Annotated in this window: 28 protein-coding genes and 2 riboswitches; of the genes, 14 read left to right on the top strand and 14 right to left on the bottom strand. The window is 38.6% G+C overall.

The genetic code is table 11. The features are described 5' to 3' along the window. From menB to AC4G3O_RS16300, 3 genes are all read left to right on the top strand, one after another. The gene (gene menB / locus AC4G3O_RS16310) at positions 1-819 is read left to right on the top strand and encodes a 1,4-dihydroxy-2-naphthoyl-CoA synthase (RefSeq protein ID WP_066109208.1); all 819 of its coding nucleotides are present in this window, start codon (positions 1-3) and stop codon (positions 817-819) included. A gap of 160 nt (positions 820-979) precedes the next feature. Beyond that, positions 980-2,422 (top strand): o-succinylbenzoate--CoA ligase, encoded by a 1,443-nt coding sequence (locus AC4G3O_RS16305; protein WP_066109274.1) that lies wholly within the window; start codon positions 980-982, stop codon positions 2,420-2,422. Between the two features lie 85 nt (positions 2,423-2,507). Further along, a complete protein-coding gene (locus tag AC4G3O_RS16300; RefSeq protein WP_257469186.1) occupies positions 2,508-2,639 on the top strand; it encodes a hypothetical protein in 132 nt (43 codons plus the stop codon). Between the two features lie 33 nt (positions 2,640-2,672). Here the strand turns inward: AC4G3O_RS16300 and AC4G3O_RS16295 are convergent, their stop codons facing one another. The 4 genes from AC4G3O_RS16295 to yidD form a co-directional block, all read right to left on the bottom strand. Continuing rightward, positions 2,673-2,876: a hypothetical protein gene (locus AC4G3O_RS16295; protein WP_066109205.1), complete on the bottom strand. Its 204-nt coding sequence runs from the start codon at positions 2,874-2,876 to the stop codon at positions 2,673-2,675. Between the two features lie 17 nt (positions 2,877-2,893). Continuing rightward, positions 2,894-3,055, bottom strand: a complete 162-nt coding sequence (locus tag AC4G3O_RS16290; RefSeq protein ID WP_077248189.1) for a DUF1540 domain-containing protein — start codon at positions 3,053-3,055, stop codon at positions 2,894-2,896. Positions 3,056-3,163: 108 nt separating this feature from the next. Continuing rightward, positions 3,164-4,123 carry a metal ABC transporter solute-binding protein, Zn/Mn family gene (locus tag AC4G3O_RS16285; RefSeq protein WP_139892773.1) on the bottom strand — a complete coding sequence of 320 codons (960 nt, stop codon included), beginning with the start codon at positions 4,121-4,123 and terminating at the stop codon, positions 3,164-3,166. Between the two features lie 109 nt (positions 4,124-4,232). Further along, positions 4,233-4,466 carry a membrane protein insertion efficiency factor YidD gene (gene yidD, locus AC4G3O_RS16280; protein WP_066109201.1) on the bottom strand — a complete coding sequence of 78 codons (234 nt, stop codon included), beginning with the start codon at positions 4,464-4,466 and terminating at the stop codon, positions 4,233-4,235. A gap of 136 nt (positions 4,467-4,602) precedes the next feature. Between yidD and AC4G3O_RS16275 the strand changes: the two genes are divergently transcribed. After that, positions 4,603-5,076, top strand: coding sequence for an S-ribosylhomocysteine lyase (locus AC4G3O_RS16275; protein WP_066109199.1), 474 nt, complete (start codon positions 4,603-4,605; stop codon positions 5,074-5,076). Between the two features lie 43 nt (positions 5,077-5,119). Here the strand turns inward: AC4G3O_RS16275 and ytzI are convergent, their stop codons facing one another. Continuing rightward, a complete protein-coding gene (ytzI, locus tag AC4G3O_RS16270) occupies positions 5,120-5,293 on the bottom strand; it encodes a YtzI protein (protein ID WP_139063879.1) in 174 nt (57 codons plus the stop codon). 156 nt (positions 5,294-5,449) lie between these two features. Then, positions 5,450-5,692, bottom strand: a complete 243-nt coding sequence (locus AC4G3O_RS16265; RefSeq protein WP_066109196.1) for a DUF6154 family protein — start codon at positions 5,690-5,692, stop codon at positions 5,450-5,452. A gap of 245 nt (positions 5,693-5,937) precedes the next feature. Here AC4G3O_RS16265 and ytkD point away from each other — a divergent pair, with 245 nt between their 5' ends. After that, entirely contained in the window at positions 5,938-6,411 is a 474-nt protein-coding gene (gene ytkD, locus AC4G3O_RS16260) for an RNA deprotection pyrophosphohydrolase (protein WP_066109192.1), read from the top strand. On the opposite strand, the gene AC4G3O_RS16255 is transcribed toward ytkD, so the two are convergent. Genes AC4G3O_RS16255 through AC4G3O_RS16245 form a run of 3 tightly spaced genes read right to left on the bottom strand, consistent with a single transcriptional unit; the run spans position 6,406 to position 9,006 of the window. Continuing rightward, entirely contained in the window at positions 6,406-7,221 is an 816-nt protein-coding gene (locus AC4G3O_RS16255; protein ID WP_066109189.1) for an ABC transporter permease, read from the bottom strand. The genes ytkD and AC4G3O_RS16255 overlap by 6 nt on opposite strands. Beyond that, entirely contained in the window at positions 7,211-7,978 is a 768-nt protein-coding gene (locus AC4G3O_RS16250) for an ABC transporter ATP-binding protein (RefSeq protein WP_066109186.1), read from the bottom strand. Before AC4G3O_RS16250 ends, AC4G3O_RS16255 begins: the two co-directional genes overlap by 11 nt. A 20-nt stretch (positions 7,979-7,998) precedes the next feature. Beyond that, on the bottom strand, positions 7,999-9,006 hold the full coding sequence (locus tag AC4G3O_RS16245; protein ID WP_373925505.1) for an ABC transporter substrate-binding protein: 1,008 nt from the start codon (positions 9,004-9,006) through the stop codon (positions 7,999-8,001). A 112-nt stretch (positions 9,007-9,118) separates the two neighbouring features. Between AC4G3O_RS16245 and AC4G3O_RS16240 the strand changes: the two genes are divergently transcribed. Together AC4G3O_RS16240 and AC4G3O_RS16235 are read left to right on the top strand one after the other, a co-directional pair. Continuing rightward, positions 9,119-9,949, top strand: a complete 831-nt coding sequence (locus AC4G3O_RS16240) for an alpha/beta hydrolase family protein (RefSeq protein ID WP_066109183.1) — start codon at positions 9,119-9,121, stop codon at positions 9,947-9,949. 18 nt (positions 9,950-9,967) lie between these two features. Next, positions 9,968-10,210: a DUF2584 domain-containing protein gene (locus AC4G3O_RS16235; protein ID WP_066109181.1), complete on the top strand. Its 243-nt coding sequence runs from the start codon at positions 9,968-9,970 to the stop codon at positions 10,208-10,210. A gap of 136 nt (positions 10,211-10,346) precedes the next feature. Here the strand turns inward: AC4G3O_RS16235 and pckA are convergent, their stop codons facing one another. Then, the gene (pckA, locus tag AC4G3O_RS16230; RefSeq protein WP_139892774.1) at positions 10,347-11,936 is read right to left on the bottom strand and encodes a phosphoenolpyruvate carboxykinase (ATP); all 1,590 of its coding nucleotides are present in this window, start codon (positions 11,934-11,936) and stop codon (positions 10,347-10,349) included. Positions 11,937-12,314: 378 nt separating this feature from the next. After that, positions 12,315-12,443, top strand: a riboswitch (SAM riboswitch). A gap of 133 nt (positions 12,444-12,576) precedes the next feature. Between pckA and metK the strand changes: the two genes are divergently transcribed. Continuing rightward, on the top strand, positions 12,577-13,776 hold the full coding sequence (gene metK / locus AC4G3O_RS16225; protein ID WP_139892775.1) for a methionine adenosyltransferase: 1,200 nt from the start codon (positions 12,577-12,579) through the stop codon (positions 13,774-13,776). 197 nt (positions 13,777-13,973) lie between these two features. Further along, a complete protein-coding gene (gene asnB / locus AC4G3O_RS16220; RefSeq protein ID WP_139892776.1) occupies positions 13,974-15,869 on the top strand; it encodes an asparagine synthase (glutamine-hydrolyzing) in 1,896 nt (631 codons plus the stop codon). Here asnB and AC4G3O_RS16215 read toward each other — a convergent pair. Beyond that, positions 15,866-16,717 (bottom strand): C39 family peptidase, encoded by an 852-nt coding sequence (locus tag AC4G3O_RS16215; protein WP_491136458.1) that lies wholly within the window; start codon positions 16,715-16,717, stop codon positions 15,866-15,868. The genes asnB and AC4G3O_RS16215 overlap by 4 nt on opposite strands. Positions 16,718-16,820: 103 nt before the next feature. After that, positions 16,821-17,351, bottom strand: a complete 531-nt coding sequence (locus tag AC4G3O_RS16210) for a gamma carbonic anhydrase (protein WP_491136457.1) — start codon at positions 17,349-17,351, stop codon at positions 16,821-16,823. 110 nt (positions 17,352-17,461) lie between these two features. Here AC4G3O_RS16210 and AC4G3O_RS16205 point away from each other — a divergent pair, with 110 nt between their 5' ends. The 5 genes from AC4G3O_RS16205 (at position 17,462) to AC4G3O_RS16185 (ending at position 22,609) form a co-directional block, all read left to right on the top strand. Beyond that, the gene (locus AC4G3O_RS16205) at positions 17,462-18,265 is read left to right on the top strand and encodes an alpha/beta hydrolase (RefSeq protein WP_066109165.1); all 804 of its coding nucleotides are present in this window, start codon (positions 17,462-17,464) and stop codon (positions 18,263-18,265) included. 22 nt (positions 18,266-18,287) lie between these two features. Further along, positions 18,288-19,370, top strand: coding sequence for a tetraprenyl-beta-curcumene synthase family protein (locus AC4G3O_RS16200; RefSeq protein WP_491136456.1), 1,083 nt, complete (start codon positions 18,288-18,290; stop codon positions 19,368-19,370). Positions 19,371-19,397: 27 nt separating this feature from the next. Then, positions 19,398-20,399 (top strand): LLM class flavin-dependent oxidoreductase, encoded by a 1,002-nt coding sequence (locus tag AC4G3O_RS16195; protein WP_066109159.1) that lies wholly within the window; start codon positions 19,398-19,400, stop codon positions 20,397-20,399. Positions 20,400-20,447: 48 nt separating this feature from the next. Further along, a riboswitch (cobalamin riboswitch) is annotated at positions 20,448-20,593 on the top strand. Between the two features lie 178 nt (positions 20,594-20,771). Further along, entirely contained in the window at positions 20,772-21,824 is a 1,053-nt protein-coding gene (locus tag AC4G3O_RS16190) for a FecCD family ABC transporter permease (protein WP_066109155.1), read from the top strand. Further along, a complete protein-coding gene (locus tag AC4G3O_RS16185; protein ID WP_140462216.1) occupies positions 21,818-22,609 on the top strand; it encodes an ABC transporter ATP-binding protein in 792 nt (263 codons plus the stop codon). Before AC4G3O_RS16190 ends, AC4G3O_RS16185 begins: the two co-directional genes overlap by 7 nt. 41 nt (positions 22,610-22,650) lie before the next feature. Here AC4G3O_RS16185 and mnmM read toward each other — a convergent pair whose 3' ends face one another. After that, positions 22,651-23,217 (bottom strand): tRNA 5-(aminomethyl)-2-thiouridylate-methyltransferase MnmM, encoded by a 567-nt coding sequence (gene mnmM / locus AC4G3O_RS16180; RefSeq protein WP_066109149.1) that lies wholly within the window; start codon positions 23,215-23,217, stop codon positions 22,651-22,653. Continuing rightward, a complete protein-coding gene (mnmL, locus tag AC4G3O_RS16175; protein WP_066109146.1) occupies positions 23,207-24,181 on the bottom strand; it encodes a tRNA modification radical SAM protein MnmL/YtqA in 975 nt (324 codons plus the stop codon). Before mnmL ends, mnmM begins: the two co-directional genes overlap by 11 nt. Between the last annotated feature and the right edge of the window lie 51 nt (positions 24,182-24,232).

Here is a 24,232-nt window from a genome sequence, read left to right as displayed (position 1 = left end):
ATGGCTTTTGATTGGGTAACCATTCGTACATATGAAGATATTTTATATGAAAGATATAACGGTATTGCTAAAATTACCATCAACCGTCCAGAGGTACGCAATGCATTTCGTCCAAAAACAGTAATGGAATTGATTGATGCTTTTTCCCGTGCCAGGGATGATAAAGAAATAGGTGCTATTATTTTAACAGGCGCAGGTGACATGGCATTCTGTTCTGGCGGTGACCAAAAGGTTCGCGGTCATGGCGGATATGTGGGTGAAGACGAAATTCCTCGTCTGAATGTTCTTGATCTTCAACGCTTGATCCGTGTTATTCCAAAACCTGTTGTGGCAATGGTAGCAGGCTATGCTATTGGCGGAGGTCACGTACTGCATGTTGTATGTGATTTAACAATTGCTGCTGAAAATGCACGTTTTGGCCAAACCGGTCCTAAGGTTGGAAGCTTTGATGCAGGTTATGGTGCAGGATATTTAGCTAGAATCGTAGGCCATAAGAAAGCAAAAGAAATTTGGTTCTTGTGCCGTCAATATGATGCGCAGGAAGCACTTGATATGGGCTTGGTAAACAAAGTAGTTCCATTGGAGCAACTTGAAAAAGAAACGGTGCAATGGTGCGAGGAAATGCTTGAAAAGAGCCCAACTGCCCTTCGTTTCCTAAAAGCAGCTTTCAATGCGGATACCGATGGACTGGCTGGACTTCAGCAGTTGGCAGGCGATGCAACATTGCTTTATTATACAACAGATGAAGCCAAAGAAGGCCGCGATGCTTTTAAAGAAAAGCGCAATCCAGACTTTGACCAATTCCCACGATTCCCTTAATGGAGAACGAAAAACAGCTTGACGCCTACCGTCAGGCTGTTTTTATGTACATGTAAGTATCAGTTAGAGTGATAGAGGTTAATTTGTATTTGTACTTAAAAACGCTTTGATGGTCAGAGAGATCATGAAGGAGTTCAGAGGGAAGGTTGAAAAGATGTTGATGCATGATACGGTTGTTCCGCAGTTTTTGATTCAACGGGCGTATGTGACTCCGGAGCGTACGGCTCTTTCATTTGAGGGAGAGAAGTGGACGTTTAGAGAGTTATATGAAATGGCCCATTTATACGCTCAAAAATTGACGGAGTTGGGTGTTGCGGAAGGTCATGTAATTGGAATTAACATGAAGAATCGGCCGGAGATGGTCTTTACGATACATGCTCTTCTCCTGATTGGCGCCAAAATTGTCCTATTGAATACTCGTTTAACAGATCGGGAAAAAGAGTGGCAATTAGAAGATGCTCAGGCTGATTTTCTCATATCAGAAAACGAAATGTTACTGGATATTTCCGTGCTAAGGCTGGAACAATTAGAGAAGGCTAAGGCAAAGTCATTTGAAGAAAAGAAGAACTTATCGTTTAATCAAACGGCAACTATTATGTACACATCAGGTACGACTGGTAAGCCTAAGGCCGTTCAGCAAACGATGGGAAACCATTATTGGAGTGCGATTGGGTCTGCTCTAAATTTAGGGTTGCGCGATGATGATAAATGGCTTTGCTTTATGCCGCTATTCCATATAAGTGGTTTATCTATCCTTTTAAGATCAGTCATTTATGGGATAGAGACTGTTTTGCAAAGAGGATTCGACCCTGTACAAGCAAATGAAGCTATTTGGAAAGAGAAGATTACGATTTGCTCGGTTGTGACGAATACTTTGACAAGAATGCTTGAAGATTTAGGAGAAAGGACATACCCTGAGGAATTTCGCTGTATGCTGTTAGGGGGCGGCTCAGCACCTATGGCGTTGTTGAAAAAGGCTACGGATAAAAACACACCTGTCTTTCAAACATATGGTATGACAGAAACATGCTCTCAAATCGTCACGCTGGCTCCTGAAGATGCAACGCGAAAACTGGGCTCTGCCGGTAAGCCATTATTGCCATGTGAGATAAAAATTATTGTGGATGGAAGGATTGCTGCAGTTGGTGTACCGGGAGAGATTGCAGTAAAAGGCCCAAATGTAACTCCGGGGTATCTTCATGGAAGGGCACCGGAATCTTTCCAGGATGGCTGGTTTTATACAGGTGATATCGGTTATATCGACGAGGAAGGGTATTTGTTTGTCATTGATAGACGCTCTGATTTAATTATTTCTGGTGGAGAAAACATTTATCCGGCTGAAATAGAATCCGTTTTGATGGAGCATCCTTTCGTAAAAGAAGCGGGAGTCATTGGTCTTAGCGATGATGAATGGGGAGCCGTTCCAGCAGCCGTAATAGTCCCCCATCCAGCGAGCCATTTACAACAGACAGAGATCATCGAATTTTGTGAATCCAGGCTGGCGCGATATAAAATTCCTAAAAAAGTAGTGATGGGTAAGGAGTTACCCCGTAATGCTTCAAACAAAATAGTGAGAAGAGAGTTAATTAATTTTTTTAGTTAATTCTGAATATTGGGTGTTGGACTTATTCAATTCGGCTATCAAATCCTGTATAATGGAAAAAAAGACATAAGAAGGCGGGGAAGAAATGGCTCGTTCGAAAAAACAATACTTGATTGCTGAGATCTTGTTGCGTCGCGGACTCCCATTATCAGTTATAACCGCAATAACAAATGTGGCAGAAAAAGAAGTTGTCGAATTAGTAAAGAAAAGTTACTAAGGGAAAAGCGCCTGGGTCACAGGGCGCTTTTCTTTATTGATTTATTTCTTCTTCCAGTAAACCTAATTCCAATCCCCGTTTAGCTATAAGCTGGTCTACTTCCTTCGGTAATTCATCAAGGGATCCGAATTCGGTACTCCAATAATTCGTAAAAGAGTCCACGCATATAGGAAATGTTAAGGAATTGGAATTTTGTAAATCCTCGTTAAAATTTCGGAGTATGTGATTGATATCCATTTATGACAGCCTTTCGTTTATAAAAAGTCAGCTGGGCGAAAGGTTTTGCATCCAGTATCGCCACTTTTATAAGCACGTTCCTCTGAATACATATTTACTTGAATTTTTTCTGCTGCACATTTATTCCCTTGTTTCCAAAAGTGGCAGGAATTCACAGAGCATTTAACACCATTTGGCATAAAAATCTCTCCTTTCTTTTGTTAGAATGCTTCTTTTCACCTCTTATATGTAAAGTAAATACAGGAAGAAAAAAGCCCGAATCCAAAAGAATTCGGGCTTTTACGTGATTAATCATTTAAAGCTTTTTGCAGTGAGTCTAAATTATCCTTCGCGATTGAAAAATAATCGCGTTCTGAATCAATATCATCCTGAGTCAGGATAGATAGATTATGAATAGGCAATGCAGTCAAATTAGCCTCTTTTTTAATAATATCCGTTAATTTACTATTTATATTCTGTTCAACTAAAATATATTTAAGTTGATGTTCCTTGGCAGTATCCACTAACTTCTCAAGTGATTTTTGAGTAGGCTCTTCGGATGTAGATATACCGGAGACGCTTATTTGATCTACATCATAACGTTCTTCCCAGTATCCAAACGCAGCATGAGAAACAAGGAATTCATCATGAGGTGCTTCGCTGAATACCTTTGTATATTCTGTATTTAACTCATCGAACTTTTTAGCCAGTGTTTCGTAATTTTCCTCGAAGGCACTTTTTTGTTCAGGCATTTTCTCAATCAGTGTGTCTTTAATATGTTCAGCCATTTCTTTTGCATATAGTGGATCTATCCATAAGTGCGGATCGACTGTACCATGATTATGGCCGTCGTCTTCGTGCTCATGATCTTCATGTTCGTGCTCTTCATGTCCATGAGTATCAAGATTTACTTTTTCACCAATAGCTATCATTTCCACATTTTCGTTTCCCAATGTTTTGGTCACGTTATTTACAAAGCCTTCTAAATTGTATCCAACGTAATAAAATAAATCAGACTCTGCGATATTGATAATATCCTTTTGTGTTGGTTCAAATGTATGTTCATCTACACCTGCCGGATAGATAGAAGATACATTTACATGTTCACCACCTATTTGCTCAGCCATATACTGTAATGGATAAACAGTTGTATAAATAGAAAGCTGGTTTTCATTTTTAGTATCAGTCGTGCTATTATCGCTGTTGCATCCGGAAAGAAAAATAGATGCACCAAGTATGAGTGCGAATATAAATGATATTTTTTTCAATGTAGTATCCTCCTGTTAATCGTATTCATTACGATTTGTTAAGCAAAAATATAAATCGAAAAGATTACGATTTGCATATCTAGTATGATACACGGCTTTTTCTTGTAAATCAAGAGTCTTTTTTTTCTTGTTTTTCAGGTACAGGATCAAACCCGCCGGCATGCAGTGGATGGCATTTAGAGATTCGTTTTATGGTTAGCCAGGTCCCCTTTACTGGTCCGAAACGCTCAATTGCTTCAAGGCCATATTGAGAACATGTTGGATAAAATCTACAACTTGGCGGCTTCATAGGTGAAATGGCCACTTGATAAAAACGGACTAGTTTTAGTAATATTTTTTTCATAATATGAACTTCCTTAATTAGAATGTTTAGATACAACCATATCATAATGCCTGAAAGGGCAAACTTCAAACTTTAGAGATGAAATATTGATGGAGAAAAGGTAAAATTAGTAATAAGTTTAAAAGGAGGTTTTATAATGCCATCTGTTGAAAGTTTTGATTTGGACCATAATGCTGTTAAGGCCCCGTATGTTCGTCATTGTGGTGTTCATAAAGTAGGAAGCGATGGAGTTGTTAACAAATTTGATATTCGTTTCTGCCAGCCAAATAAACAGGCCATGAAGCCAGATGCGATTCACACTTTAGAGCATCTGTTGGCGTTTAATATCAGGAAATATTCTGAGGGTTATTCTCACTTTGATATCATTGATATTTCACCCATGGGATGCCAAACTGGATTTTATTTGGTGGTCAGCGGTGAGCCAACTGTTGAAGAAATCATAGATGTGCTTGATAAAACCATGAAAGAAGCTGTTGAGATAACTGATATTCCTGCGGCTAACGAAAAACAATGCGGTCAAGCCAAGCTTCATGACCTTGAAGGTGCAAAAAAGTTGATGAGATTTTGGCTGACACAAAGCAAAGAAGATTTAAAACAAGTATTTGCATAAACAAAGTCGAATCCCCTTTTTATCTGGGGATTCTTTTTTGCGCTTATTCATGTGGTTCAGATGTGCGAACCTCTTCTTTACCACTCAAATGCGGATTTTGATCTAATGGATCAATAGTGTGCTTGTATTCGTATGCTTTTGTTGTGACAAGTGCAGTAACCCCTATTATTAGGACTATAATAATTGCCCCTATTATAAATATTCCTGTCATCCCCATATGCTTTCCCCCAGTCTTTATGACCTCTATTATATCATTGCTGTTACATAGAAATGACCTATATCTTACCATATCGTTTTTCGGGGTCTCTGTGAATTTATTTAAAAAACTAAAAAAACCTCCTATTTTTAGAAGGTTTCGCTATGTAATCCTATCTTAGTGCAAATATTTTGATACAGGCGGCTGTACATCATCATTTGCAAATCGCTTTTTAAGGCTATCAATTATGTATATCCCCATTAAATTATATAGCTCCCGATCTTCCAGTTCATTAATTAATTGCATAACATCCTTACGATCAAGCTGTTCTAAAACGGCTAAAGCCAAAATATCAATATCTTCATCATCGCCAGTTAGTTTATCTCGATACAATTGGTATAGTTCATCAATGAAATTCACTGCTAAGAACTCCTTTCAATTTTTAGATCACGATTCATATAGTAATTATTTACCCCAACCTTTATAAATGTACTCTACTTATATTGAAAATATTATTGATTCCATCCTTCATGACTATATTTGTTATATTTTTAAGAAAGTGTGTTGTAAAAGTAAGCTTCTAATTGATTTATTCCTTATAAATTATATAAGAGCCAGTTTTGCTATAATTGAAAGAAACAATTAAGAGAGAAGTGTAGAGATAGATGGACATATTTAAGGATATCCATGGAAATAATGTCTATTTTCATGATGAACAAGGTCAATTTGAAAAAGAAGCTCGTCATGTATTCGTCATATGCCGCTATAAAGGGAAATGGGTTCTTACCAACCATTCCAAAAGAGGGCTTGAATTTCCCGGAGGCAAGGTGGAAAACAATGAAACCCCTGTTCAGGCTGCCATACGTGAAGTATATGAGGAAACAGGGGGAGAAGCAAAGCAGTTAATTCCAATTGGCGAGTATAAAGTACTCGACCCAGCGGGTTCCTTTGTTAAAGCAGTATTTTATGCCGAGCTTACTGCCCTTACGAAGAAAGAAGATTATCTGGAAACAGAAGGGCCCGTTTTACTGTCAGAACTGCCACATGATTTTCAAACGAGCACCCAATATAGCTTCATTATGAAGGATCAGGTTGTTTTGAAATGTCTGGATAAAATAAGCCGGTTAAAATTTTTATGATAAGCGGTCGCGGATTAACTTAGCTTCAACAAACTCGACCATTTTATACATAATCGTTGCAAATACAGCTATAACGAGTAATGCCATTAAAACAAGGGTGAAATTAAATACCTGGAATCCATAAATGATTAGATAGCCAAGTCCTTGTGAAGAAACAAGAAATTCTCCAACTATGACACCAACCCAGGCTAAACCAACATTAACCTTTAGTGTCGATATAATGACTGGAAAGGAATACGGCAAGACAGCTTCCTTGAAGATGTGCATGCGGCGAGCATTAAACGTTTCCATTACCTTTATATAATTGGGATCGATTTCCTTGAAGCTCGTGTAGACGACTATAGTCGTAACGATAACTGAGATAATGATTCCATTGGTGATAATGGATATTAATCCAGGGCCCATCGCCACAATAATAATGGGTCCAAGGGCTACCTTAGGCATAGCATTGAAGATGACTAAATAGGGATCCAGGACCTTTGAAAGCATTGGAGACCACCACAAGGCAACAGCTAGCAGTGTCCCTAGTAGAGTGCCTAAAATAAAGCTGATGACTGTTTCGAACAAGGTAAGTCCGAGATGGCTGAGCAAACTGCCATCCTGTATTTTTTCAATCAGCATTTCAACGACATTGGAAGGTGAACTGAACAGGAGGGGATCTATCCAGTAAAAATGGCTGGCTATTTCCCAAAGAGCAAAAAATAAAACAAAGATAACACCCTGATACAGCCATACTTTATGCTGGTTGGTTTTTAATTGTTGGATATAGTTCTTGTGAAGGGTATTAATTTTAAGTTTATTATCCGTCAAGCTGCTCCATCTCCTTCCATATAAGCTGGAACACATCTGAAAAGGCTGGATGATTTCTTGCATTAAATGGGGATAGCCCTTTTAACTCGTTTGGAATATCAAATTCTTTGTGAATTTTTCCTGGTTTTGGAGAGAGGAGGAAGACACGATCACTCATGGCTACTGCTTCTCCTATATCGTGAGTAACTAAAATAGCCGTTTTTTTAAACGATTTTAATGTACTTGATACGATATCTTCAAGCTTTAGTTTGGTTTGTAAATCTAAAGCAGAAAAAGGTTCATCTAAGAGGAGCAGAGTAGGGTTAGTGGCCAAAGTTCTAACTAGGGCAACTCGTTGGCGCATTCCTCCTGATAGCTCCCTTGGAAATTTAGTCAATACATCCTTCAGGCCGATTTCTTCTAATAGTGATATGGTTTGTTCTTCGTGCTTTTGGTCGAGCTGCTTTAATAATTTTAATCCTATCAATATATTTTCTTTAATGGTCTTCCAGGGAAATAAATAATCCTGCTGCAGCATATATCCAATATCCTGGCGATGGATGAGGACATCCTTCCCGTATAGCTTAACACTTCCTTCGGTTGGCTTAAAAAGGCCAGATATAATGGATAGAAGGGTTGTTTTACCGCAGCCGCTTGGGCCAAGGAAGGAGATGAATTCTCCCTCCTCAATACTCATTGATATATTCTCTAAAGCAATTGATGTTTGCGATTTAGATAAATAGAGATGAGATACATTCTCTATCGACAATAAAGGCATAATCCCTGCCTCCTTAGCTCCTATTTTGAAACTTCTTCAGCGATTTCTGTATTTACGAGTGTTTTATGATCGATATAGGAATCGATTTCTCCTGCTTCTTTCATGATATCCTGCAGATTTAACCATTCTTCCTCATCAAGAATTGGATTTAAGGCAAAGGACTCCTGTGACTTGTAACGGTCAATGGCCATTTCAATAATCTCTACGTCTGTATCTTCAAAATATGGGAGAATAGCTTTTGCTACTTCAGCGGAATCTGTTTCTTCAACCCATTTTTGTGCTTTATAAATCGCTTTTGTAAAACGTTTAACGATATCTTCATTTTCCTTCATATAGCTTTCCTTTGCCATGAAGGTGGTGTATGGAACATGGCCGGATTCTTTTCCAAAGGAAGCGACAATATGTCCTTTTCCTTCTTTTTCAAAAACACTTGCCTGAGGTTCGAATAGCTGTACATAATCACCTGTTCCTGATGCAAAGGCATTGGCGACATTGGCAAAATCAATATTTTGAATTAATTTCAAATCCTTTTGAGGATCAATGCTGTGTTTTTTCAGTACAAACTCTCCAACCATTTGTGGCATACCGCCTTTCCTCTGTCCGAGAAATGTACTGCCCTTTAGCATGTTCCAGTTAAATTCCTCTATTTTTTCTCTGGATACAAGAAAAGTTCCATCTGTTTGAGTTAATTGGGCAAAATTAATAACAGGATCTCTTGAATTTTGTCCATGAACATAAATAGAAGTTTCTGAGCCAACAAGCACGATATCAGCTCCGCCTGATAGTAGAGCAGTCATTGTCTTATCACCGCCCCATGCAGTCTGCAGGTCTACATCAAGCCCTTCGTCCTTAAAAAATCCTTTGGCCAGGGCGACATATTCAGGTGCATAAAAAATAGAGCGTGTGACTTCTGCTACTTTGACTTTTGTCAATTCTTCAGTCGACTTATTTTCTTTACAGGCCGATAAACTAAAGATGAGCAGAATGGACAGCATACAGAAGAAGCTGGTTTTAAGATAATATTTCAAGGGAATTTCCTCCTTAGTAGGCAGTATGTATGCCAAAGTGTAGTTAATCGTATTGTATGTGTGGTATATATTTGTGTGAATGCCTATAGAACTTTGTAAAGGAGCCCGGATTATGGATGAAGTAAAATCATCGCTAGGTAGTATCGTAGATAGAAGTCGATATCCATCGCCACATCCGGATATAAATCTATATATTGTCACGTATTTATCGAATGGGTTAAGGGTTAAGGGGCTATTAGCTGAGCCAAAAAAAAATGATGAAATAATGGACGGATTTTTATATTTACGCGGAGGCATTAAAAATGTTGGGAAGGTCCGTCCAGGGCGTATCATTCAATTCGCAAGTCAGGGGTTTGTTGTTTTTGCCCCCTTTTATCGTGGCAACCAGGGTGGAGAAGGAGAGGAAGATTTTGCAGGAGAAGATCGTTGGGATGCTATTGCAGGTTTTGAACTTTTAAAGCAACATCCCAAGGTTAATCCAAAAAAGGTCCATATTTTTGGATTTTCTCGAGGCGGGATTATGGCCTTGTGGACAGCTATATACTGCCAGGACGCTGCTTCACTTGTCACGTGGGGGGGAGTTTCCGATATGGTTCTGACCTACATAGAGAGAATTGATTTAAGAAGAATGCTGAAAAGGGTCATTGGAGGTACGCCAAACAAGGTGCCGGATGAATATAAAGCCCGTACACCCTTGTATGAAATTGAAAAAATACCATGTAATGTTCTAATTATTCATGGCGAGAAGGATAAGAACGTTTCGGTTGAACATGCCAATCTATTAAGAAACAGACTGCAGGATCTCGGCAAGAGCGTCGATGTGTGGTACCTTAAGGACTATACACATTATCTACCTCCTAGAATAAATCGGCAAATCGTCACGGATTTAACGAAATGGATGAAAGAAGCCGCTTCAAATGATACCATTGAAATAAATAAATGAAGCAGGGGAGTGAGAGAATTGGGTATGCCAATGGAATTGAATACTCTTATAGTGACAAAGGCTAATGAAAAAAGGGTTGAGGAAAATCTATTCGTCCTAAAAAAAGAAGGATACCGCCTATATCCAATTGAAATTCCGATTGATATCCGAAAAACTCTGGATGGAGAATCGAGAGGAACGGCACGGATAAAAAAAGTGGAATGGGAAAATAACTGCACAACCATTACATATGAGTTGATTTCTTTAAATTCCAGTAACTAAATTGAATAGAAACTAAAGAAAACAAACCTTCATCCAGAATTACATTGGGCGGTGGGTTTGTTTTTAAATTTAGACAAATAAAATAGTGCCTCAGGAAAGCCATTTCTTTTTGGCTTCCTAAGACACCGCTAGTTCTTTAAAAGGTAATTGGTCCACCTTTAGATTCAATTTCAGAACTGATATTTTTAAATTCCTTGAAATTTTCTCTGAATTTATGTGCAAGCTCATTCGCCTTTTCATAATAGGCTTCTGGATCTTTCCACGTTTTCTGCGGCTGTAAAACTTCATCAGGTACTCCAGGTACGTGTAAAGGAATCGCTAAGCCAAATATTCTGTCTTGTACCGTTTCGATATTGGCTAGTTCTCCTTCCAATGCAGCTTGAATCATCAATCGTGTATAAGAAAGCTTCATGCGGCTACCTGTCCCATACTCTCCTCCAGTCCAACCGGTATTAACCAGATATACCTGAACTTGATGTTCCTCAATATTTTTGCCAAGCATCTCAGCATATTTAGTTGGATGCAATGGTAAGAATGGTGAACCGAAGCAGGTAGAAAACGTAGCCTGTGGTGAAGTGATTCCGAGTTCAGTTCCTGCCAATTTACTCGTATAACCGCTTAGAAAATGATACATTGCCTGTTCTTTGGTTAACTTGCTGATTGGAGGCAGAACACCAAAAGCATCAGCAGTTAAAAAGATGATTGTATTGGGATGGCCCGCTATACTAGGTGTGACGATGTTCTGCATGGCTTCGATAGGGTAAGCTGCCCGGGTATTTTCAGTTAACATTCCATTATCATAGTCAGCAATTCTCGTATCTTCATCTACAACCACATTCTCTAGTACAGAACCAAAGCGTATGGCATTAAAAATTTGAGGCTCTTTTTCCTGTGTGAGATTGATGCATTTTGCGTAACAGCCGCCTTCAATATTAAATACACCATCAGGAGACCAGCCATGTTCGTCATCACCTATAAGGCGGCGATTTGGATCGGCTGATAAAGTAGTCTTTCCAGTGCCGGATAGGCCAAAGAAAAGAGCTACATCTCCCTCGAAACCTACATTTGCTGAACAATGCATAGAGAACACATTTTTCTCAGGCAACAGGTAATTCATGATTGAGAAAATGGATTTTTTCATTTCACCTGCATACTCGGTGCCTCCAATTAAGACGACTTTTTTCTCAAAAGAAATGATGATAAACGTCTCAGATTGTGTACCGTCCACGAGAGGGTTTGCTTTAAAACCTGGTGCTGAGATAATAGTAAACTCAGGAGAATGATTTTCAAGCTCTTCTTTAGTGGGGCGGATAAACAGCTGATGTACAAATAAATTGTGCCAGGCATATTCATTGATTACTTGTATAGGAAGGCGGTAGTCTGTTGCAGCCCCAGCAAACCCATTAAATACAAATAATTCATCTCGTTTTTCGAGGTAATCGATAACTTTATCATATAATTTAGAGAATGCGTCTTCAGATATTGCTTGATTGACGCTTCCCCAGGCTATTTTATCTTTAGTGGCAGCTTCCTCTACAATATATTTATCCTTTGGAGATCTGCCGGTATATTTACCTGTTTCGGCTTTAATCGCTCCAGTAGATGTGAGGATGCCCTCTTTTCTGGTTAATACTTTTTCAACTAATTGTGGCACTGAAAGCTGAATGTGAATATTATCATGAGTAAGTAATTGTTTCAATTCATTGGAAACTCCTACACTGTTCATAAGGTATCATCCTTTTCCAGAATTTTGGTAAGCATATTATATGGAAAATAGTATAACACATTTAATCGATTTATCCATACTAATTGTGTTAATTTTCAAAAATATGGTTTAATATAGTATATAAGAATAATTATTATTGTTTTCATTGGTGAAAGAATAGGAATATTAGTCAATATTGATGGATAAATAATAAAGTATATTTATTTGAATATTCGTAAATTAATTATATCAATATCATAATTGAAATGCGAATTTTAAGTTCTGACTGTACTTCTTTTAGAAAAAGGATGAAGCTAAAGTTTTATCTTAACAATATATTCCTGTTTATTTATTGACAGAAAATGATGGATAAGATATTATATACATTTGATATGGATACTCTTATCAAGACTCGGTGGAGAGACGAGCTCTATGAAGCCGGGGCAACCTGCAGTTTGATTCCTTTTAATGGAAATCACGCAAAGGTGCTAACTTGATGCAAGGTTATAATGCCTTGAACGATGAGAGTGAAAGGCAGATTTCTGAGACTCAGACCTTTCCTCTTTTCTTTATAAAGGGGAAGGGTCTTTTTTCGTATAATCAGGAGATAATTAAAGATAATGAGTAGCCATAAACAGGGAAACTGAAGGAGGAAATATACATGTCTAATAAGAGACATTTGTTTACATCAGAATCTGTAACAGAAGGTCATCCGGATAAAATTTGCGATCAGGTTTCTGATGCCATTTTGGATGAAATATTAGCAAAGGATCCAAATGCAAGGGTAGCCTGCGAAACATCTGTTACCACTGGATTAGTTTTAGTAGCGGGAGAAATCACTACTTCTACGTATGTGGATATTCCAAAAATTGTACGTGACACAATCAAAGGGATTGGTTATACACGTGCAAAATATGGTTTCGATGCAGAAACATGCGCTGTCTTAACCTCTATTGATGAACAATCTGCAGATATCGCCCAAGGTGTAGACCAAGCTTTGGAATCAAGAGAAGGCACGATGTCAGATGAAGAGATTGAAGCAATTGGGGCGGGAGATCAGGGTCTAATGTTCGGTTTTGCCTGCAACGAAACAGAAGAATTAATGCCTCTTCCTATTTCTCTTGCTCACCAATTATCTAGAAAGCTGGCTGAGGTTCGTAAACAAGAAGTTCTTCCATACTTGCGCCCTGATGGAAAAACACAAGTCACAGTGGAATATGATGAAAATAAAAATCCGGTAAGAATTGATACCATCGTAATCTCTACTCAGCATGACGCGGAAACAACACTGGATCAAATTAAGAAAGACTTAAAAGAACAAGTAATTAAACCGGTTGTTCCTGCTCACCTTATTGATGAACAAACTAAATATTTTATTAACCCAACGGGCCGTTTTGTTATTGGAGGTCCACAAGGGGATGCAGGCTTGACTGGCCGTAAAATCATTGTTGACACGTATGGTGGATACGCACGTCACGGTGGTGGAGCATTCTCTGGTAAAGATGCTACAAAAGTAGACCGTTCTGCTGCCTATGCAGCCAGATATGTAGCTAAAAATATTGTAGCAGCAGGTCTTGCAGATAAAGCAGAAGTTCAGCTGGCTTACGCGATTGGTGTAGCTCAGCCAGTATCTATATCCATTGATACGTTCGGTACAGGTAAAATTGAAGAGGAAAAATTAATTGAATTAGTACGTGCTAACTTTGATCTGCGCCCTGCAGGAATCATAAAAATGCTTGATTTAAGACGTCCGATTTATAAACAAACAGCAGCTTACGGACATTTTGGACGTAATGATTTAGATCTTCCTTGGGAGAAAACTGATAAAGTAGAAGTACTGCGTACGGAAGCTAACATCTAAGATAAACAGCATAAACATTTCAAGAAAGAGGGATAAACCCTCTTTCTTTTTTTGTCTAAATATGGTAATATTAGGAAACTATGAAATCGGGTATAATGGATCGTATTTTGTCGGGACCCTAGCTCATATCTAAAATCTAATTCTTTGATATTTTTAAATGAAAAACAGTCGAAAGTAAAGGTAGTGAGTGAATAATAATGTGTGGATTTGTAGGATGTATGCATGATCACCAACAAGCGAATCAGGATTCAGAACTAATTAAAAGTATGAATGACTTGATTACGCATAGAGGGCCGGATGACGAGGGGTATTATATAGATGAACATATCCAGCTTGGTTTCAGAAGACTAAGCATCATTGATATTGAATGTGGACATCAGCCCTTAACGTATGAAAATGAACGCTATTGGATTGTTTTTAACGGAGAAATATACAACTACTTGGAATTGAAAGTAGTGCTGGAAAAGGAAGGCATGGCGTTTTCTACAAATTCAGATACTGAAGTAATCCTGGCGGCATTTGTTCAATATGGGGAAAAGGCAGTTGAAATGCTTCGTGGGATGTTTGGGTTCGTGATTTGGGATAAACAGGAGAAATCTATTTTTGGTGCCCGTGATCCATTTGGGATTAAACCATTTTTTTATAAGGAAGATGGGGATAAGACCTATTTTGCTTCTGAAAAGAAAAGTATTATACACGCTATAGAAAAACAAGAATTGGATCATGTGTCTCTGCAGCATTATCTTACCTTTCAATTTACTCCAGAACCAGCAACGATGACAAAGTATGTGAAAAAATTATTGCCTGGACATTGCTTTACAAAGAAAATTGGAGAACCTATGGAAATCCGCCAATATTGGAAAGCGGAATTTAAACCTATTCTGCGCAGTGAACCAGATTGGATTAAAGAAATTCAAGATGTGATGTATGACAGTATCAGCATGCATATGCGCAGTGATGTACCCGTTGGTTCATTTCTTTCAGGTGGAATTGATTCTACAATCATCGCATCCATAGCTAAAGAATTTCATCCTGGAATTAAAACATTCTCAGTTGGATTTGAACAGAATGGTTTCAGTGAAATTGATGTAGCTAAAGAAACAGCTGACAAGCTTGGGGTAGAGAATATCAGCTATATTATATCGCCGCAGGAATATATGAGGGAACTGCCGAAAATTATGTGGCATATGGATGACCCGTTGGCAGACCCCGCTTGTGTTCCTTTATATTTCGTGGCAAGGGAAGCGCAAAAGCATGTAACGGTTGTTCTGTCAGGTGAAGGAGCGGATGAATTATTCGGAGGATACAATATTTACCGTGAGCCTCAATCCTTAGCCATGTTTAATAAAATTCCTGTACTTATGAAAAGAGCGCTAAAAAGAATTGCTGCCATGATGCCTGAAGGGGTAAAAGGCAAAAGTTTTATAGAGCGCGGCTGTACGCCGATTGAAGAACGCTATCTTGGAAATGCCAAGATGTTTATGGAGGAAGAGAAGGGGCAATTATTCAAATTATATAAATCAAAGCTGGATTATACTACGATAACACATCCGTTCTACGCAGAAACACCCGAATATGATGATGTGAGCAGAATGCAGTATATTGATATTCATACATGGCTGCGCGGAGATATATTAGTAAAAGCTGATAAGATGACGATGGCACATTCTCTTGAGCTTCGAGTGCCATTCCTTGATAAAAAAGTATTTGAGGTGGCATCCGGAATTCCAACTGATTTAAAAACTGCTCATGGAACGACCAAATATATACTTAGAAAAGCTGCAGAGGGAATCATTCCTGACCATGTATTAAATCGTAAGAAACTTGGTTTTCCAGTCCCTATCCGTCATTGGTTAAAAAATGAAATGTATGAATGGGCGATTACAATAATAAAAGAAAGCCAAACAGATCATTTGCTGGATAAGCAAGTCATTATGAATCTGTTCAATAATCATGTTACAGGTAAAGCGGATAATAGCCGTAAACTATGGACTGTATTGGTATTTATGATATGGTACTCTGTATATGTCGAAGAAAAATATCCTTTCCAGGCATTAGCTGAAAAGGATATGATAAGTGACCCAATCCATTAATCTTTATAGGTTATAGCCTGTTTTCCCATTTGCACCCACGCTTTTTCAAAATCAGCGGAGGGTGCTTTTTTATTTTTAATTCCTGTTAAGGGATCGTTAAAATAAATATAATGCTGATCATATCCCGTTACTACGACAGAATGCTCCTTATAAGTAATCGATATTTTCCCATTTGGTGTTTTCCAAGTATGGAAATAGGATGGATCCAGTTTTTCATAGGCTGTATTTATGATAACCCAGACGGGCCGATTGGTTGAGAGATACTTTTTGATTTGGTTGAAATCTCCATTGGTAAAATCGATTATTTTGCCAGGCATATAATGCTCAGCAAGTTTTTTTATAGGCTTATGATACACTCCGAGGCCAGGTTTATTAGTTGAATACATATCTCCAATAAATCCATCATTAGGATCACCGTAATGGATTTCACCATTTATTTTTTTTATTTTAGCTGGATTTTTTTTTATTTGCTGGGCAAGTTTTAATTTATCAGCATCCAATCCGGAATATTGAAGAAGCATAGCCAGGCTGGTTACTTCACATCCTCTTGGGAGCTCGGGCAGCTGTTTAACGATTGGCACATCAAGAAGTACTTTATCTTTGGCAGGAGGTTTTGCAGGTCGATTATCTTTGGTAATAGAAGTTGTTAAGCTTACTGACTTATCAATCATATTATTAATTTGATGAGCAAAGGAGTAATTTGAGTTATAGACCTTCCAGCCTGTATACAGGAAAGTGCCTATCAAAGAGATAACAATCAAAATAGATAGTGGCTGATATTGACGCCATAGGACCAAAATGATTGAAATGATACCAAATAACATGAAAATCAAAATGAAAGTATTCATAATCCTACTCCTGAAATTGATTTTAAAAAGGTGTATCATTTATAGCTAAATAATAAAGGGAATGGGTATACAATAAAGAGTATACCCTAATGAGGAATGATAATTAGTTATTCTCTTTTAAAGGTTGTATACTTGAATAATAGCGTGCTTTTTCTGCGTATTCCTTATTTATTCTTTCCATGTCTTTACGATCATCATCTGTTAATTCACGAATTACTTTAGCAGGTCTGCCGAAAGCGAGTGTGTTTGGTGGGATTTTTTTACCTTGAGATACTAAACTGCCTGCACCGATGAAGGCACCTTCTCCTATTTCAGCTCCGTCAAGAATAATGGAGCCCATCCCAATCAAAGCATTTTTCTTCACATGGCAACTATGGAGAATGACTTGATGGCCTATCGTCACATTATCTTCCAGTACCAATGGGTTGTTGGGACTTTGATGGAGGACTGAGTTATCTTGAATATTAACATTTTTACCGATAATCACAGGAGCGACATCACCTCTAATGACTGTGTTAAACCAAACACTTGAATTTTCACCGATTGTGACATCACCGCTGACAACTACATGATCTGCTAAATAAGCAGTTTGATCGATAGAAGGAATTTTATCTATATATTGATATAATTTCATTACAAAACCTCCGTTTTCTACTGTAAAATAGATAGTTAATAAAAGTGTACATATAAAGCGGTACAGTGTAAATAAAATAAAGCTAAACATCATACAGGAGGAGTTCATCTATGAAAAAGTGGGAAGCTGAGGGGAAAGCCTATGGTGTAATCGTGATTGTTCACGGCGCCATGGAGCATTCAGGCAGATATAAATGGTTAATTGAAAGATGGCTATCAGAAGGGTATCACGTAATTATTGGAGATTTGCCAGGTCAGGGAATGACTTCACGTGCAAATCGAGGGCATATTGACTCATTTGAGGATTATATTGATGAGGTTGATTCATGGGTGAACGAGGCTTATACATTTGGTTTGCCAGTATTCATGCTGGGTCATAGCATGGGAGGACTCATCATCATTAACATGCTTCAACTTAAAGAATATAATTTAGCGGGTATTATCCTATCTTCACCATGCTTTGGAACATTAATTCACCCTCCAAAATTACTTGAATCCATGTCAAAGGTTTTAAATCTTGTTTATCCTACATATAAAAAACCTTCAGGATTAACGGTTGAAATGGCAACGAGAAATCCAGAAGTTATTGAATTTGATTTGAACGATTCACTCTACATCACAAGTGTATCAGTCAGATGGTATCGTGAATTAATTTCAGCTATGAAGGATGCCTTTGATTTTGATGAGGATTTCCCGGATATTCCTGTTCTTGTTATGCAGGCAGGGGACGACAAAATAGTGGACAAGGCTATGGTTAGAGAATGGTTTAACTACTTTCCGGCATCCGAAAAGCATTATAAAGAATGGCCTAAGCTGTATCATGAAATATTTAATGAGCCAGAGAGAGAAGATGTATTTCTATATGCAAAGAGCTTTATTGAAGCGAGATTGCGCAATATAGGGTATATCGTTTAAGGGGTTAGGAGATGGGACACAAATGAAATTACCCACTAGTGATATCAGCTTAGTAAAGAATGTATACAGAAATGTATTTCCGGTTGTTCATCGGGAACTCGCGAGTTGGCAGGCAAAGGCAGAAAAAATCCCTAATGAAGAGCTGCGTACACAGGCCTTATCCAGTATTGCCCACAAAACTTTCCATTGCGAGGGTGGTTCTATATTAGCTCTCGCAGCAGGTGAAAAAAAAGATGATGTCATTCGATTTATTGTTGCGTATCAAACCATCAGTGATTATCTTGATAATCTATGTGACCGCAGTACCTCACTTGATCCTAATGATTTTACGCTATTGCATCAATCAATGAAGGATGCTCTTAATCCGGAGGCCTTGACGAGAAATTATTATGAACTCAGAGAGGAGCAGGAAGATGGCGGGTATTTAGTCGAGTTAGTAAAAACCTGTCAATCTGTTCTTTCAAATATGGTGCATTACGAACATATCGAGCCTTATTTGAAAAAGCTTTGCACCTTTTATTGTGATTTACAAATACATAAGCATGTTACGTGGGAAGAACGGGTACATAGATTAGAAACCTGGTTCAATGAAAATAAACAGCAGCTTCCAGAAGGTTTGTCATGGTATGAATTCAGTGCTTGTGCAGGATCTACTCTGGGCATCTTTTGTTTAGTTTCATATGCAGTGCGTGATAATTTTACTGAACATTTGGGGAAAGACATATATGAATCTTATTTTCCTTATGTGCAAGGATTGCATATTATGTTGGACTATTTTATTGATCAGGAGGAGGATCGCCAAGGCGACGATTTAAATTTCTGTTTTTATTACGAAACGGAAGAGCAACTGATTGATAGACTTTGTTATTTTGTTGAAAAAGCCAATTTAGATGTCACAAAAATACCGGACAGCAAGTTCCACAGCATGATTAACCAGGGATTATTGGGTATTTATCTAGCCGATTCCAAGGTGAAAGACCAGTTGTCGGTTAAGCAATATACTAAAAAAATGTTAAGCCTGGGTGGCCGTTCAGCGTATTTCTTTTATTGGAATAGTAAGCTGTATCATGCGTTTAAGAGAATGAAAAAGAATAGGCGAGTCTAGCATTCAATACTAAGGGGATGGAGCAGAATGGTGAAATTAAGTATTCTAGACCAGTCACCGCGCTCTGTTGGAGAGCCTTCAGAGCAGGCACTTGCTAATACGGTCAAACTGGCAAAATTGGCTGAGGAGTGGGGATACTCAAGATTTTGGGTCAGCGAGCATCATGATAGTCAAGGCTTGGCAGGATCTTCGCCTGAGATATTGGCAACATGGATTGCTGCTCAAACAGATAAAATAAGAGTTGGAACAGGCGGTGTTATGCTGCCTCACTACAGTGCTTATAAAGTAGCTGAAAACTTCAGAGTATTATCTGGTTTAGCTCCAGGAAGAATAGATTTGGGAATCGGCAGGGCTCCTGGAGGGATGCCAAGAGCAACGCGAGCGTTGCAGGAGGGGAGAGTACAGGAACTGCATCGTTTTCCTGACCAGGTAGATGAGTTATCCTGGTATCTCTATGATCAAATACCGGAATTGCATCCTCTATATGGGTTATCGGCGACACCTACCATTACATCTCCGCCGGAATTGTGGATGCTTGGATCTAGTTCATCTAGCGCAGCTCTTGCAGCTCATAAGGGTATACCCTATAATTTTGCTTTGTTTATTAACAGTGAATATGCTGAAGAAAATATGAAGCATTACCATGAAGCATTTCGACCTACAGAGTTAGTACAGAATCCATCAGGTATGGTTACTGTATTTACAGTTTGTGCGGAATCGGACGAAGAGGCAGAATATCTGGCTGGTTCATTGGATTTATCGATGCTGTTTCTTTCACAGGGAATTATAAGAGAGGGAACACCTCACCCAAAAGAAATTCATGAAATGTCATTATCGCAGTTTGAGAAAGCTCGGATTGATTACAACAGAAGCAAGATGATTATCGGTTCTCCTAAAATGATTGGAGAAAAAATTAGAGAGCTGAGTGAACGCTTCTTTACAGATGAAATTATGCTTGTGACAATCACCCATTCATACGAGGCTAAAGAAAACTCCTTCAGATTAATTGCCAAAGAACTGTTGAAATAATAGTGGATTTGCCATTAGTCAATCAATCTATTAGAATAAGAATAAAATCTAATAAATCACTTTAAAAGTGCCTCGGTACACGAGGGTAAAAGGGAAAACGGTTCAAATCCGTTGCAGCCCCCGCTACTGTACTTACTAAATCACAAGTCTGATTTAGTAAAAGCCAGGAAACCTGCTTTTAGAGTTTTAGTACTTATTTTTCGGAGGGAAAAGTAGGCTTATTGTATTCACAGGCGTGAAAAAGTGAATCCTTAGCTCAATACCATCCTGAGCTAAGGATTTTTTATGTGTTGTAGCTTATAATCTTGTTTTAAAGTGCATGAATAATCCGAGGTTCGCCGCCAGGAGTAAAGAGGAATTGAAGTATAAGTTATGAATAATAAAAATAGAACAACCGGTATTTATTTTGGGAGTATCCTGTTTTTGCTGCTCGCTGCGTTGCTCGGCCTGTTTATAGGCAGCGTGGACATGTCATTTAAAGATATTCTTGGGATTCTCTTGAAGAACGTGACCGGCCAGGAATCCTTCTATACCGGTCCAAAAAATATAGAAATGATTATTTGGAATATACGATTACCCCGGGTATTAATCGCTTTATTTGTGGGTGCCTCACTGGCACTTGCCGGTGCTGCCTTTCAGGGGCTTTTGCAAAATCCACTCGCTGATCCATATACTATTGGAATTTCTTCCGGTGCATCGGTTGGGGCAGTGATTGTTCTATTCTTTAATATCGAATTTGCTCTTTTTGGTCAGTTCACATTGCCGCTTGTTGCAATCGTGTTTAGTTTTATAACCTTGTTTATTGTATTTGGTATTACAAAGGCAGCTAGTGTTACCTATGCAAATGAGACCATTATTTTAGCCGGTATAATTATGAATTCATTCATTGGCGCTGTGGTCTCACTTATCATTGCGCTATCCTCAGGAGATCAAATGAGGGAGGTATTAAACTGGCTGATGGGCAGTGTGGCTATGAAAAATTGGGGACACGTCAGTATATTGATTCCCTTTTTTATTATAGGAGCTTCCATAATTTTATATCATTATCGTGAACTAAATGGGATGGCTCTTGGAGATCAATCCGCTCAATATAATGGTATCGATGTGAAACGAAAGAAAATAATCATTATTATCGGGGCTGGACTATTAACGGGTGCAGCAGTTGCCGTATCAGGAGCTATTGGCTTTGTTGGACTGGTTATTCCACATCTTGTTCGCCTTCTTGCTGGTGCTGATCATCGCCACTTACTGCCATTATCCATGATTATTGGAGGTGGATATCTCGTATTGGCTGACTTGATTGCACGTACGATTATCAACCCGCAGGAATTACCAATCGGTGTCATTACTGCCTTAATCGGTGCACCTGTATTTACAATCTTACTGATTAAAGAACGCATAAAAAGAAGGAATTTGACATGTTAACCGTAGAGAGCCTCAGTGCAGGCTATCATAAAAATAAGCAAGTGCTTCAGGACTTTTCTATTAAGGTTGAGAGCGGAGAATTTTTTGCTCTTCTTGGTCCAAATGGAAGCGGTAAGACGACATTGATTAAAAGTATATTGGGAAAAATGGAATATAAAGAAGGGACTTCAATCATTAATGGGAAAAGGACCTCATCCTATAAAACCGGAGAATTGGCTAAAATTGCTGCCGTGTTAAGTCAGGAACATATGGTGGGTATAGATTTTACGGTGGAAGAAATCGTACTATTAGGCAGGTATCCTTATCAGGAGAAGGGATTTTTTAATCATTACCGTAGTGAGGATTACGCAATTGTTGATGAGTGTCTTGCTCAGACAAACACGCTGAAATTTAAGTATACATACTTTTCGTCATTAAGCGGAGGGGAAAAGCAACGTGTCCTTTTAGCAAAGGCTTTGGCCCAGCAGCCAAAGCTCCTGTTTCTCGATGAACCTACAAATCATCTGGATGTAAAGCATACAATCGAATTGTTAAATTTATTAAAGAGGCTCCAGCTTCAAAATGGGCTGACGATTGTCGCCATCCTCCATGATTTAAACATGGCAGCTTTATATGCAGATAGATGTGCTTTGCTTAAGGATGGAAGGAAGGTGGCGGAGGGTGGAATAGATTTACTTTATGATGAAACATTGCTTTCATCTGTATACGAGGTAGATTTGGTAAGTCGCCCTCATCCTATTACGGGAACACCGCAGATCTTTTTTACCCCTGAGAACTTTAAATGATTATATATAAAAAGTGTGAGCATCCATAAGCTCACACTTTTTTAACGTTTTTCGATAGCGATAATAAATGGCGGATTGTTTTTTTGATTCATAAATCGGTATTCCAGCACATGGGCCGTATCCTGTGGAAGCTCTGTAACGAATTTGATTAATTCGTCACGTTCAATGTCTCCGCCGGGATGACCGTGATAGATGACAAGAACTATGATGCCTTCAGGCTCCATAATTTTGAGTAATGACGTTACAGCCTGAATCGTAGTAGGAGCGGTTGTAATAATTTCTTTATCGCCGCCAGGCAAATAGCCTAAATTAAAGATTGCGCCTGTAACAGATTTGCCAGTTGGGATAAATTCCTGTAAACGCTCATGACCTGCATGAATTAGTGTTACCCGCTCCTGAAGCTCATTTGTCATCAGTCTCTCTTCCGTTTTTTGCAAGGCAGATTCCTGAATGTCGAAGCTGTATACATGTCCATCCGGACCAGTTAAATTTGCTAAAAATACGGTGTCATGCCCATTGCCCATCGTACAATCAATGGCTATATCACCAGGTTTAACTGCTTTTTCAAGCAATAGTCTTGCGAAGGGAAGGATACGATCAAGCTTCATTTATGACAGCATCCTTACTTGGCACATAAAATTTACCTTGATAACTATTGCGACGCTTTAATTCAGCATCGATAGCATTTAATACTTCCCATTTATTAACGCTCCACATTGGTCCAACCATCAAATCAATCGGACCGTCACCGGTAATACGATGGACAATCATTTCAGGCGGAAGGATCTCCAACTGATCACAGACAAGATTGACATATTCATCTAACGAAAGGAATTCCAGCATTCCTTTTTCGTATTGTTTTACCATTGGAGTGCCCTTTAAGAGATGCAATAGGTGAATTTTAATTCCCTGTACATCCAGTTTAGCAACTTCTTTAGCTGTCTCCATCATCATTTCTGGAGTTTCAAGCGGCAATCCATTAATAATATGGCTGCAAATGCGTATACCGTGTTTCCGAAGTTTGTTTACTCCCTCTACATAGGTTGGATAATCATGTGCACGGTTTATGATATTAGCTGTTTTCTCGTGAACAGTTTGCAGACCAAGCTCAACCCACAGGTAAGTACGTTCATTTAATTCAGCTAAATATTCTACAACATCATCAGGCAGACAGTCTGGACGAGTGGCAATGGATAATCCGACTACACCTTCCTCGTTCATGACGGTTTCGAATTTTTCCCGTAACACCTCGACTGGTGCATGGGTATTTGTATAAGCCTGGAAATAGGCCATATACTTGCCGTCCTTCCATTTTTGGTGCATTTTTGCTTTTATATCGGCAAATTGTTTTTGCAGATCTTCAGCACGATTGCCGGCAAAATCACCGGATCCAGCGGCACTGCAAAATGTACAGCCACCAAAAGCTACCGTGCCATCACGATTTGGACAATCAAATCCACCATCAAGAGCTACTTTAAATACCTTGTGACCAAATTGATTGCGGAGATGATAATTCCATGTATGATAACGTTTGTCGTCACTAGCATATTGAAAAGGGTTAACCTGTTTCATTACAAAAACCCCCTGTTTAGATTTCAAGAACATAAACTCCATTTTACCATG

It is taken from the genome of Bacillus sp. z14 (2026) (assembly GCF_058313575.1).
Note: the sequence above shows the minus strand (reverse complement) of the source record. Positions and strands in the feature narration are given on the sequence as shown.

What these genes read in the sequence shown, in the direction of transcription:
- menB (WP_066109208.1), top strand. Translation starts at nt 1, where the DNA reads ATGGCTTTTGATTGGGTAACCATTCGTACATATGAAGATATTTTATAT.
- AC4G3O_RS16305 (WP_066109274.1), top strand. Translation starts at nt 980, where the DNA reads ATGCATGATACGGTTGTTCCGCAGTTTTTGATTCAACGGGCGTATGTG.
- AC4G3O_RS16300 (WP_257469186.1), top strand. Translation starts at nt 2,508, where the DNA reads ATGGCTCGTTCGAAAAAACAATACTTGATTGCTGAGATCTTGTTGCGT.
- AC4G3O_RS16295 (WP_066109205.1), bottom strand. Translation starts at nt 2,876, where the DNA reads ATGGATATCAATCACATACTCCGAAATTTTAACGAGGATTTACAAAAT.
- AC4G3O_RS16290 (WP_077248189.1), bottom strand. Translation starts at nt 3,055, where the DNA reads ATGCCAAATGGTGTTAAATGCTCTGTGAATTCCTGCCACTTTTGGAAA.
- yidD (WP_066109201.1), bottom strand. Translation starts at nt 4,466, where the DNA reads ATGAAAAAAATATTACTAAAACTAGTCCGTTTTTATCAAGTGGCCATT.
- AC4G3O_RS16275 (WP_066109199.1), top strand. Translation starts at nt 4,603, where the DNA reads ATGCCATCTGTTGAAAGTTTTGATTTGGACCATAATGCTGTTAAGGCC.
- ytzI (WP_139063879.1), bottom strand. Translation starts at nt 5,293, where the DNA reads ATGGGGATGACAGGAATATTTATAATAGGGGCAATTATTATAGTCCTA.
- ytkD (WP_066109192.1), top strand. Translation starts at nt 5,938, where the DNA reads ATGGACATATTTAAGGATATCCATGGAAATAATGTCTATTTTCATGAT.
- AC4G3O_RS16250 (WP_066109186.1), bottom strand. Translation starts at nt 7,978, where the DNA reads ATGCCTTTATTGTCGATAGAGAATGTATCTCATCTCTATTTATCTAAA.
- AC4G3O_RS16240 (WP_066109183.1), top strand. Translation starts at nt 9,119, where the DNA reads ATGGATGAAGTAAAATCATCGCTAGGTAGTATCGTAGATAGAAGTCGA.
- pckA (WP_139892774.1), bottom strand. Translation starts at nt 11,936, where the DNA reads ATGAACAGTGTAGGAGTTTCCAATGAATTGAAACAATTACTTACTCAT.
- metK (WP_139892775.1), top strand. Translation starts at nt 12,577, where the DNA reads ATGTCTAATAAGAGACATTTGTTTACATCAGAATCTGTAACAGAAGGT.
- asnB (WP_139892776.1), top strand. Translation starts at nt 13,974, where the DNA reads ATGTGTGGATTTGTAGGATGTATGCATGATCACCAACAAGCGAATCAG.
- AC4G3O_RS16215 (WP_491136458.1), bottom strand. Translation starts at nt 16,717, where the DNA reads ATGAATACTTTCATTTTGATTTTCATGTTATTTGGTATCATTTCAATC.
- AC4G3O_RS16210 (WP_491136457.1), bottom strand. Translation starts at nt 17,351, where the DNA reads ATGAAATTATATCAATATATAGATAAAATTCCTTCTATCGATCAAACT.
- AC4G3O_RS16205 (WP_066109165.1), top strand. Translation starts at nt 17,462, where the DNA reads ATGAAAAAGTGGGAAGCTGAGGGGAAAGCCTATGGTGTAATCGTGATT.
- AC4G3O_RS16200 (WP_491136456.1), top strand. Translation starts at nt 18,288, where the DNA reads ATGAAATTACCCACTAGTGATATCAGCTTAGTAAAGAATGTATACAGA.
- AC4G3O_RS16195 (WP_066109159.1), top strand. Translation starts at nt 19,398, where the DNA reads ATGGTGAAATTAAGTATTCTAGACCAGTCACCGCGCTCTGTTGGAGAG.
- AC4G3O_RS16190 (WP_066109155.1), top strand. Translation starts at nt 20,772, where the DNA reads ATGAATAATAAAAATAGAACAACCGGTATTTATTTTGGGAGTATCCTG.
- AC4G3O_RS16185 (WP_140462216.1), top strand. Translation starts at nt 21,818, where the DNA reads ATGTTAACCGTAGAGAGCCTCAGTGCAGGCTATCATAAAAATAAGCAA.
- mnmM (WP_066109149.1), bottom strand. Translation starts at nt 23,217, where the DNA reads ATGAAGCTTGATCGTATCCTTCCCTTCGCAAGACTATTGCTTGAAAAA.
- mnmL (WP_066109146.1), bottom strand. Translation starts at nt 24,181, where the DNA reads ATGAAACAGGTTAACCCTTTTCAATATGCTAGTGACGACAAACGTTAT.